Annotated in this window: 11 protein-coding genes and 1 pseudogene; all 12 read right to left on the bottom strand. The window is 56.0% G+C overall.

The genetic code is table 11. The features are described 5' to 3' along the window. Positions 1 to 298, bottom strand: a pseudogene (locus tag L692_RS27940) (nucleoside recognition domain-containing protein); the annotation flags it as partial. Continuing rightward, the gene (locus tag L692_RS0106595) at positions 276 to 1007 is read right to left on the bottom strand and encodes a FeoB small GTPase domain-containing protein (RefSeq protein WP_025698288.1); all 732 of its coding nucleotides are present in this window, start codon (positions 1005 to 1007) and stop codon (positions 276 to 278) included. The pseudogene L692_RS27940 and the gene L692_RS0106595, both read right to left, overlap by 23 nt. Beyond that, positions 1004 to 1258, bottom strand: a complete 255-nt coding sequence (locus L692_RS0106590) for a FeoA family protein (protein WP_025698287.1) — start codon at positions 1256 to 1258, stop codon at positions 1004 to 1006. The genes L692_RS0106595 and L692_RS0106590 overlap by 4 nt, the downstream gene beginning before the upstream one ends. A gap of 170 nt (positions 1259 to 1428) precedes the next feature. Beyond that, complete coding sequence (locus L692_RS0106585) at positions 1429 to 3363, bottom strand: FtsX-like permease family protein (RefSeq protein ID WP_025698285.1); 1935 nt, start codon at positions 3361 to 3363, stop codon at positions 1429 to 1431. Continuing rightward, the gene (locus L692_RS0106580; RefSeq protein ID WP_025698283.1) at positions 3338 to 4108 is read right to left on the bottom strand and encodes an ABC transporter ATP-binding protein; all 771 of its coding nucleotides are present in this window, start codon (positions 4106 to 4108) and stop codon (positions 3338 to 3340) included. Before L692_RS0106580 ends, L692_RS0106585 begins: the two co-directional genes overlap by 26 nt. A gap of 115 nt (positions 4109 to 4223) precedes the next feature. Continuing rightward, entirely contained in the window at positions 4224 to 5243 is a 1020-nt protein-coding gene (locus tag L692_RS0106575; RefSeq protein WP_025698281.1) for a sensor histidine kinase, read from the bottom strand. Continuing rightward, the gene (locus L692_RS0106570) at positions 5240 to 5935 is read right to left on the bottom strand and encodes a response regulator transcription factor (protein ID WP_025698278.1); all 696 of its coding nucleotides are present in this window, start codon (positions 5933 to 5935) and stop codon (positions 5240 to 5242) included. Before L692_RS0106570 ends, L692_RS0106575 begins: the two co-directional genes overlap by 4 nt. Positions 5936 to 5986: 51 nt before the next feature. Next, positions 5987 to 7093 carry a GerAB/ArcD/ProY family transporter gene (locus L692_RS0106565; protein ID WP_025698277.1) on the bottom strand — a complete coding sequence of 369 codons (1107 nt, stop codon included), beginning with the start codon at positions 7091 to 7093 and terminating at the stop codon, positions 5987 to 5989. Positions 7094 to 7097: 4 nt separating this feature from the next. Beyond that, positions 7098 to 7331 (bottom strand): hypothetical protein, encoded by a 234-nt coding sequence (locus tag L692_RS0106560; RefSeq protein ID WP_025698276.1) that lies wholly within the window; start codon positions 7329 to 7331, stop codon positions 7098 to 7100. An 11-nt stretch (positions 7332 to 7342) separates the two neighbouring features. Next, positions 7343 to 8602 carry a Ger(x)C family spore germination protein gene (locus tag L692_RS0106555; RefSeq protein ID WP_025698275.1) on the bottom strand — a complete coding sequence of 420 codons (1260 nt, stop codon included), beginning with the start codon at positions 8600 to 8602 and terminating at the stop codon, positions 7343 to 7345. After that, positions 8599 to 9702: a GerAB/ArcD/ProY family transporter gene (locus tag L692_RS0106550; RefSeq protein WP_025698273.1), complete on the bottom strand. Its 1104-nt coding sequence runs from the start codon at positions 9700 to 9702 to the stop codon at positions 8599 to 8601. Before L692_RS0106550 ends, L692_RS0106555 begins: the two co-directional genes overlap by 4 nt. Then, positions 9699 to 10026 (bottom strand): spore germination protein (locus L692_RS27935; RefSeq protein WP_036722354.1); only part of this gene is annotated, 328 nt, incomplete at its 5' end. The genes L692_RS0106550 and L692_RS27935, both read right to left, overlap by 4 nt.

Raw genomic sequence — 10026 nt, 5'->3', positions numbered from 1 at the left:
AGCCCAGCCAGCCGGAAGGATAGTTTGCTCCGGCAATGGTAATCCAGAATACGGCGCCAAGGATGGCGAGCATGATCGGGAAGCCCCAGATTCTGGAGGTTGCGATCCGGTCCAGCCTGTGAGTGCTCTTGAGTTTGTCCCGGTCGCGGTAGGCGACCGCTTCCCGGCAGATGCTCGCGGAGACGCCGTAGATGCCGCTTACGATATCGTCCCGAATGCCGCCGCTGGTCAGCTTCCCGGCGGACGCAATCAGGGAATCCAGCGCGCCGCTTCTATTAATGGCAGGCTGTTGCTCCATGGCCGGGCACCTCCTTCCGGATTTGCTCCCGTGTTCCCAGGCTTGCTGCGCGGAGGGAGGCGAGCAGGCTCTCGTCGCCGTCCAGCAGCCGCAGCGCAATCCACCGGGCGGGGTAATCGCCGCCTACCGCTTGCTCTACGAGCGGCAGAAGCTCGGCGATGCCGCGTTCAATTTCCTCGCTGTACGGAATCCTCAGGGGCTCGGCGGCGAATGCGCCGTCCGCGACGCGCTCCACCTGGTTCAGCAGCTCCTTGATTCCGGTCCGGTTTCTGGCGGAAATGGCCGTTACCGGCACCCCCAGCCGGGCCGATATGGCCCCCAGGTCGATGTCGATGCCGAGCCTGCGCGCTTCGTCCATCAGGTTGATGCAGATGACGGCGCGTCCGGTAATTTCCAGCACCTGGAGGGCAAGATTCAGGTTCCTCTCCAGCGAAGTGGCGTCCAGCACGACAAGCGTCACATCCGGCTTCTCAAAAATAATATAATCCCGGGCCGCCTCTTCATCGGCCGAGTTGGAATACAGGGAGTAGGTGCCCGGAAGATCGACGGCCCGGTACTCGCTGCCGTTATGCGTGAACGTTCCCTCGGCGGTAACGACGGTCTTGCCCGCCCAGTTCCCGGTATGCTGCCGCATCCCGGTCAGCAGATTGAACAGGGTGCTTTTTCCCGTATTCGGGTTGCCGGCAAAGGCTACAGTATAAGACTTCATTTCGTTTCCCCTCCAATCGGTTCTCCGTAAATGAGTGAGCTTTCTTCTCTGCGCAGCGCGATCATTGTATTGCTTATCCGGAATGCGGTAGGGTCGCCCAAAGGACTGCGGCGCACCACTTCAACCGTATTGCCGGGGACAAAGCCGAGATCCAGCAGTCTTCTTCTCATTACGCCCTGCACGCTCATGCCGCTGATTTGCAGGAAGCTTCCCTTGGGAGCTTCGGATAACGGTATGCGGGCTTCAGCCATAACGATCACCCTTTCTTTTTGCATATCCATGACTTGTTGAGCTATTCCATGATATTAGTATACGAGAATAAATTTGTCCCATCAACAAAAAAGTTTCCTTAAGGAAACTTAAATTTTATGTAAATACCCTCAAAAGGAAGAAGCGCATTTTTCCTCATGAGGGTACAGGGTTACACCATCGTTTTCTTCAAGCTGTGAATATAACGCGATCTTACAGCGGCGAAATACAGCGTCTGCACCGCCAGGAAAGCGCCGATGGTTATCAGCACCGGAACCGTAATTTCGTAGACCTGAATCTGGTTCAGAACGGGCCGGATTACAACCAGCGTCTGAACCCAGGCCACCAGAATCGGGATGTAAAAGAGAAGGGCGATCTGCCGGGTGGCGGCTCCTGACATTTCGCCGGGGCTTAGTCCGATCTTGGACAGCGCGCGGTACATTCTCTGGTCGGCGGCAAGCTCGGAGTGGAGCCGGAAGTAGAGAAAGCTTGCCGACGAGACGGAGAAGATCAGCGCGATGAATATCCCGATAAAGCTGAGCATTGACGCTCCCTGCTTCGTCGTCATATACAGGTATTCCCTGGCGGTCAGAAAGCCGCCCAAGCCGTGGGCTTGATTGTCGCGCTCTCTGTATATGTCCTCCAGCTCGGTGGAGAGGAGCACCCCACGGCTATCTGCGTCCGGGAGCTGTCCGTCCAGTGCGGGCACCTTGTACAGAAACTTTGTCAATGCCGAGCCTTTGACCGCAAGCTGATTATACATGTCGCCTGATACGAGCAGCAGAGGCAAGTCATATTGTCCGAAGGGCGGAGTCGGCAGATCCAGCGTCTTTGTTACAATAAAGGTCTGGCCCGGATAATCCTCCAGCTTTATGCGGTTATCTTTGGCATAATCTTTAATGCTGAGATCATTCGAATGGATCAGTATAATCTCGCTGCCGGACAGCCCGGCTTCAATTTCCCTTCCCATCTGCGGCGCCAGCTCGTTGTAACGGTCCAGGGGCAGGATATTGAAAGGAACGAACTTGCCATCATTCAGCAGAGTACCTTGCAGCAGCCTGACCTTATTTTCCGTGTACTTCAAGCCTTCGGCCTGAAGACGGTCGCGAATGAGCTGCGTGTCTTTCTCTGCGGCTGCGGCGGACAAGCGGGAAGTAGTGTAGGCGAAGGCAAACGGACTGTTCAGATAAACCTCCCTGTTCGTCTGGCTGATCGAGAGCAGAAAGCTTGAAGCCATGCAGGCGAGCGACGTCACCACGGTCACCAGGAACAGCATGCGGGCATTGTCTTTCAGCTTGTAAGCCATTTCCGAAATCCAGATCAGGTTCGTTCCGCGCCACAGCCGTCTGCGGCTGAGCTTAAGCAGGCGGACCGTCAGCACGGATAACTGGGTGTAGAAAAAATAGGTGCCGGCAATGCCCGTTACCGCCGCGGTCAGCAGCCATTTGGGGTCAAGCGGCTGGCGGATCGCCGAGTAGCCTGCGGCAAGCAGCGCGATGCACAGCACGGACAACGGGAGGGAGGCCTTCGGCTCCTTCTTCGGCTTGCTCGTGCCTTTCAGCAGCTCCAGCACCCGGTTCTTGCGGATAAACAGCAGGGTGAACGCCGAGATGATGATAAACAGCGCGGCGAAGGCCGACGCCGTGACCGCAATCGCTTTGGCCGGCCAATAGAAGGGAAGATCGCCGATGCCGATCATTTTGGTGCTGAGCAAGAGAAACATCTTGGACAGCAGCAGGCCGCCCGCCATGCCCGTCAGGGTGGAGCTTAGACCGATCAGCATATTTTCCATGAAGATGAGCTTGTTGATCTGTCCCGGCCGCGCGCCCAGAATCGTCAGGATGCCGAACTCAAGATTGCGTGATTTCAGAAATGAGCTTATGGAATACAGCACGAAGAAGAAGGCGAAGATGAACACGATGTAAGAGGCGATTTTCATGCCGGCTGCCGAATTCCTCCCCAGCTCAATCGAGGTTACGTCCGGATGGAACATGAATACCGCGTAGGCGAAGAAGACCATGACCATAAAGGCGCTGCTTAGAAAAAAGGCGACATAAGACCGGGCGTTCCGGCGGATGTTGTTAAACGCGAACTGAGGAAAGCTCATGGCTGTTCCCTCCCCAGAACGACAGCGTGTCGATGATTTTTTGGAAAAAAGCCTGCCGGCTCTCGCCCCGGCGAATCTCGGCCGCGAGCTTGCCGTCTTTAATGAAGATAATCCGGCCGCAGTAGCTGGCGGCCAGCGGATCATGCGTGACCAGCATCAGCGTAGCGCCCGTGCTGCGGTTGATATTCTCCAGCGATTCCATCACGAGCCGCGAGGAATTGGAGTCCAGAGAACCTGTCGGCTCGTCGGCCAGAATCAGGGAGGGGGAGGTGATGATCGCCCGCGCAATCGCCGTCCGCTGGCGCTGCCCGCCGGAGATTTCGTAGATTCGCTTGTCCAGAATATCCGTAATTCCAAGGCGGTCGGCCGCCTGCTCCAGCAGCGTCTTCATCTCGGAGAGCCTGCGCTTGTCCAGTGTCAGCGGAAGCACGATATTCTCGCCGACGGTGAGCGTTTCGAGCAGATTGAAGTCCTGAAACACGAAGCCGAGCTGTCTGCGGCGGAACAGGGACAGCTCCTTTTTGTTCATGAGAAAAGGGTTGCTGCCGTTGATCTTCACTTCGCCCGAGCTGGGCCTGTCGATGGTGGAGACCATGTTGAGCAGTGTCGTCTTGCCGCTGCCCGAGGGACCCATGATGCCGACGAATTCTCCGCTCTCCATGCCGAGATGGATATCGGTAAGGGCATGGGTGCTGATTTTGCCCGGATAGACTTTGCTGAGGGCGGTTACTTCCAATACATTCACGTGAGACCTTCCTTTCACGGGGGCCGATTGCTCGATGCCCGCAAGAGTATTCTGTTACACTCTCACTGTACCGTACATCGCCTGAAGGCTGCCATGGATTTACCTTACGGTTTCCTTACAGCCCGCTTAAGGTTATGTTCGCATCCGCAGGGATGCCCGAATCGAACAATAGCCTGACCGTCGTGCCGTCTCCGGGCTGTGAGGACAGCTCTACCCGGTGTCCGAGCCGTCCGCAAATTTCCCTTACGAGATACAGGCCCATGCCGGTTGACTCGCGGTACTGCCGCCCGCGCTCGCCCGTGAAATAAGGGTTGAATACCCGTTTCAGATCCTCGGGGGCAATTCCGATGCCTTCGTCCCGGATTTCCAGAATGACCTCGCGGCCCCGCTGGAAGGCGGCGGCGCTGACGGTCTTCCCGGAGCCGTCCGAATAATTCACGGCGTTGGTCAGAATCTGGGCCAGCATAAACCGCAGCCATTTGGCGTCGGTATACACCTTAAGCTCCCCGTCAATCCGGATATCGGCCTTCACGCCCCGGCGAATGAAGAGCCGCCGGTTCTCGGCCACCGTCTCGCTGACCGCCTTTCGCAAGGGCACCGCCATGATGCTGAAATCATCCTCGAACCGGTCCAGCCGGGAAGCATACAGCACCATCTCCAGCCCTTTGCGCAGCCGGTCGACTTCTTCCCGGATGCTGTCCGCCGCCGCATCGTCCAATTCCTCGGCAGTCAACTGAATAATGGACAGGGGCGTCTTCATTTGATGGACCCAGCGGTTCATGAATGTGATATGGCTGTCCACGCGCCGGGACTCTTCGCCAAGCCGCTCGCGGTAATGGCGGCTGTAGGCCTCCAGCAATCTATGGGCAGCTTCCGCAAGCGGAGCGTCGCCGAGCGGCTCAAGGGCGCTGTCCAGGGAGGCTTCCGGATCGTCAAGCTTTAGGTATAGTCTTCGGTGACGCAGGTAGCGGAATCCGAGATAAACGGCGAGCACCGCCGCGCTGAGCGCCGAGCCGTACAGCACAATGGACAGAGGGCGCCCTTCGCCGGTGAGCCAGTAGAGAAGCGGCACGAGCAGCATCTGGACCGCATAGAACAGCAGCAGCGGAAACTGCACCTTAAGGAACAGCTTCATGGCGCTTCGGGGATGTTTAGCCGATACCCCGCTCCCCGCACCGTTTCCACGGCATCGTCCATCTCCAGATCCTTGAGCTTTTTGCGCACTCTCGTTATGTAGACGTTCAGTGTGTTGTCATCAATAAAATGCTGGTCCTCCCACATCAGGTCCAGCAGCCGCTCGCGGCTGACCACGCGGCCTTCCTTCAGCATCAGGGCTTCCAGCAGGGCGGATTCCTTCTGGGTCAGCTCCGCCGTCCGCTCTCCATGCTGAATGGCGAAACGTTCGGGATAGAGGGTCAGCGAGCCTGAGCGAACGGTCCGTTCTTCCGGACGATGCGCATACGAACCGTAGACCCGGCGGAGCTGGCTGCGGATCTTGGCCAGAACGACCTCATAATGAAACGGCTTCGTGATGTAGTCGTCCGCTCCGTTGTCCAGCGCCATTACCTGATCCATGCCGCTGTCCCTGGCGGAGATGAACAGAATCGGGCAGAGCGACCGGCTGCGGATCTGGCGGCACCAATAATATCCGTCGAATTTCGGGAGATTGACATCCAGCAGCACGAGATCCGCTCCGCTGTCCAGAAAGGCATCCAGCACGGCGCCGAAGTCCTCCGCGACAACCGTGCGGAAGCCGTATTTTACGAGGTAGGCTTCCAGGAGTCCGGCAAGCTTGGCGTCATCCTCTACGATCAAAATAGTGTCCATGGCATTCTCCTTCACAGGTCTGATGGCGGTGTGTACCGCTCCTATCATATCTCATCGACCTGGAGGAATGAAGCCCTTGCGCCCGCGCAGCAGCACGGCGAGCGCGAGGATCAGCGGGATGACCACCTGGAATATGACGTCGACCTTCAGGGAAGGCCCGAGGCCGATGCTGATATGCTGCGTATAATTTCTCTCGATGAAAGACGTTCCATAGATAACCGCTCCAACAGCCATCGCCCATATCTTTTCGGATTTGTTCGTCAGAATGGAAGCGATTCTCACCGAGCAAAAGAAGAAGATGAGCATTTTGATCATGATCCCGATAAAGATCATAATAGCGGCCAGAATATCAAGCCGTTCAATAAACTTCAAGCGGGACAGCGTTCTGACCGCTTCAAGCAGCGGGAGGACCGAGCAGTGGGACAGGTTTGGGCCAAGGACGGAAATCGTCAGCATGACCATGAATATCAGAAACAGACTGACCCCGATGTAAGCTCCGATTGTATATTTAGAAGGAACGCCGGTCTGCTCCCAAAGCGACCACAGCAGCAGAAATACAATCATTTGACCGAACGGAAAGGACACGATATCGGGCAGCGCCGCATTCAACAGGGGACGAAGCCCGTTCTCCGCCACAGGCATCAGCCGTCTGAAGTCGGCGCTTTTCATCAGAAGAAACAATCCGATCAGTATGAAGTAACAGAGCATCAACCCCGGAAGCAGGATCTCCGGTAGCCGAAAGATGATCTCCGCTCCCTTCCAGATGGCATACCCCCCAATGATCAGAAACACCAGCATCGTAATAGACATGGGAGACGACTGGAGCAGAGTGATCGCGGTCAGCTCGCCCAAATCGCGTACGTTCCGCATGGCCTGATAGGCAAAATAGCCGCAGTAGAAGATAGCGGTCAAGCTGCCGGCGATTCGTCCAAAGCCGAAACGGAGCATGCCGGTCCATTCCATTTCCGGCAGACGCCGCTGAAGCCACAGATAGAGGAGCAGGAGGAGGAACCCGGCCACAGCGCCTATGCTCATGGCCAGCCAGGCGTCTTGTCTGACCTTGCCTCCGATCAGAAACATCGGGGTGCTTCCAATTTCAAACAATATGACCATAAACGTCATTTGCAGGCCCGTGATTTTCTTTGTTGACTGTGACAAGGATCTAACCTCCTAACCATCTGATAATCGCTGCGCCGACAGGCTGGAAATAGGCAATGTAAAGGGAAGAGATGCTGAGATGCGGGATCATGGCTATGCCCGAAATATTAACGTAAGCGGCCCAACCGAGTATGCAGCCGAACAGCAGCCGCCCTGGTCCGCTTCCTTTCCCCCGCAGCCGCCTTAGTCCCCAGAGGAACACGGCGACATAGAATGCAACGACCGCGGCTGTGCTCATGGCCCCCGACCTCATTTCTTATCCAATGAATTATAGGAGTTGCTGTTAAGGCCGATCCGGGTGATCTTCACTTTGGCATGCGGCCGGATTTCAATGTTTTGAAATACGGTATCCCAGCTATGCTCCCGCTCGATCCGCTTCCAGCGCTGCGGGTAATGGCGATGGATGGCAACGGCAAAGCCGGTCACATCGGCATTCAGTTTTTGGACCGAGCCCCAGGAGGTTTGGACGATTTCCAGAATATTATGCGCAATGGAGTTCTCCAGCTTGCGGACGGTTGAATCCTCTTCCAGCTTCAGATTGCTGCCAAGTTCAGTCAGTGTGCCGCTTGCTTCAATATCGATATCCATGACAAAATGATCCTTCTCCCAGACCGGACGGACGGCGGTAGACGAATGCAGTAGTGTAAACGAGGCGTCGTCCTTGTCGCCCTTCTCGGGTATGGAGGGGAAAGAGATATTCGCCTTCTGGATCTTGTCTGTCATGAAGGACAATCCGTATGCTTCATGCTGGGACAGCCATCCGACGAAACGGTCTCCCTTCAGCACGGCCAATCTTCCGAATTTGATCCGGGAGGGAAGATCCGTCTGGGCGATGTCATCCGTCCGGTCCATGACTTTACCTCCGGACAGCATAATTTCCGGAACTGCCGCACTGGCCGATTCGGAGGTTAGCTGCATGGCCAGCTCGAACATCTGTATCCCGGGGTAATAGGAGGTCAACCTGGCCTCCTGTTCGATCATGAGCTGAATGCCGGCGCCCTGATTTTTGGTGAGCTGCATCAATTGGCTGAGTATGCGGCCCGCCTCTCCTTTGGCAATGAATACGTACACCGTTTCCCGGGCATCGGGCTTGCGCAGGAAGAGGTCGATCAGTTGGCTGATTCCTCTTTTTGCCAACGATTCCCCAATGACGGTGATCCGGGAATGGGAGAAGAACAGCTGGCGCGTGCTGGTCAGATTGGTGCGTTCGACAGCCTGCATAATCGTAGATCCCGTTACCGCATAGGTCAAAAAGGGAGGCGAGCTGGAGCTGCCTCCGCCGCTGCCTCCCGTATTGTTCGAGCCGGATGAGGGGTTGATCACCTGATAGGTGGCGAGCCACTGATTGTCTTTCCAGTCGTAAGCGGAACCCGATACGATGCCAAGCTCGTTCAGCTCTCTGTCATCCCAGCAGCCGCCGGTCAGGAGCGACAGGAGGGAGACGGCCAGCAGGAAGCCCCGCGCCATTTTGTGACGCCGGTTCCCGCTTGTGAATGTGTTCTCGCTCATGTCTTGTACTCCTTTCTTTGGGCATCCGGTCGTTTTATCCGCATCCATAGTAGAACTCCCAGCGGCAGCAGCACATTCAGGAGCACAAAAGTCAAGATTCGCCCTTGCTCGTTATAGAGGCTGAACTTCTTCGGATTCTCCCACGTATACAGACATTCCGTGAGGGCAACCAGTAAAAGCGCAGCAGCGTAAGGCTCATCGTTTTGAATACGGAAGGTCTGCTTTAAGCATTGCAGAGCGGCGAACGTAATAATCGCGAGCTTTAAGTAGACGCACATTATCCAGTATGAGATGAACAGAATATCCGCATTCTCAAGATACCGGCCGAGCTGAATCGTGCCGATGGTGGCGAATATCGGGTATGTAATATTTTTCAGAGCCTGGGGGCCCAGCACCACCAATGTCATCAATAGATCGAGAGACACAATGACCGCTACGAGGCCGACACCGGCCACGCCTATAGATGCCGCTTTGTTCGGAGACTTTAAATAAGGGGCAATAAAGAACAGGATCGCGACCTCCGACATCCATCCGACCGGAGACAGAGAGGCGAGCGTCAGGGCAGCCGCGGAATGATCCAGCAGCGGCAGCAGCCGGTGCAGATTGATATTCTTCGATAAACCCGCGATATACAGCGGCAGGATTAACAGGAGAAGGAGGCTCACCATGCTGTTAATCTGCGAAATGGGTTTGATGCCCCGGCCGGTCATATAGAGAATGACGAGCATCGCGACCACGGCCATTACAACCGTAGGGGTGTAGAGCAGCACGTTATCCTTGATAAAGTTGATATACTGCCGCAAAATACTCGCCATCAGGTCCAAATAATACTGCAGCAGCAGAATGCCGATAACGGTGGCGAAGACGGGCGAAATCTCGCGGCTCACCCACTCCAGAAAAGGTCTGCCGTTACTGATTTTGACAACAGTTCCGACAAGCCAGGCAATGCCCATCCCGGCTACTCCCGACAGAAGCAGCGCAATCAACGAGTCCTGTTCGGTGTATTTCCCGATAATGACAGGCAGCGCCAGGATCGCCGTAGGGAAAATGGTGCTGAAGATAAGCAGGACTGCCTCAAGATTGCCGATTTTTCCCTTCAAGGTTTCTCCCTCCCCCGCCCTTCAGATTGGCTGCCGCTGCCGGATCTTGGCGGCTCTGCCGGAGGCAGGTTCTGTCTGGCCGCTTCCCGCCCTACGTATGTGTCCGGGCGCATCTTCATGTTCCGCAGCGGCGCCCGGATAAAAATATCCTTCAAATAGCCCGGATTCATCGGGGCAACAGGAGATAAATACGGAACCCCGAACGACTGGAGGCCGGCAAGATGGATAAGGAGCACCATCAAAAAGGACATGATGCCGAACAGGCCCATGACCCCGGCGATCAGCATCATCAGGAAGCGGATAAGCCGGATGGAGTTGGAGATC

Origin of the sequence: Paenibacillus forsythiae T98, assembly GCF_000520735.1 — a bacterium.
Taxonomy (GTDB): Bacteria; Bacillota; Bacilli; order Paenibacillales; family Paenibacillaceae; genus Paenibacillus_AQ; species Paenibacillus_AQ forsythiae.
This window is presented reverse-complemented; position numbering and strand designations above follow the sequence as displayed.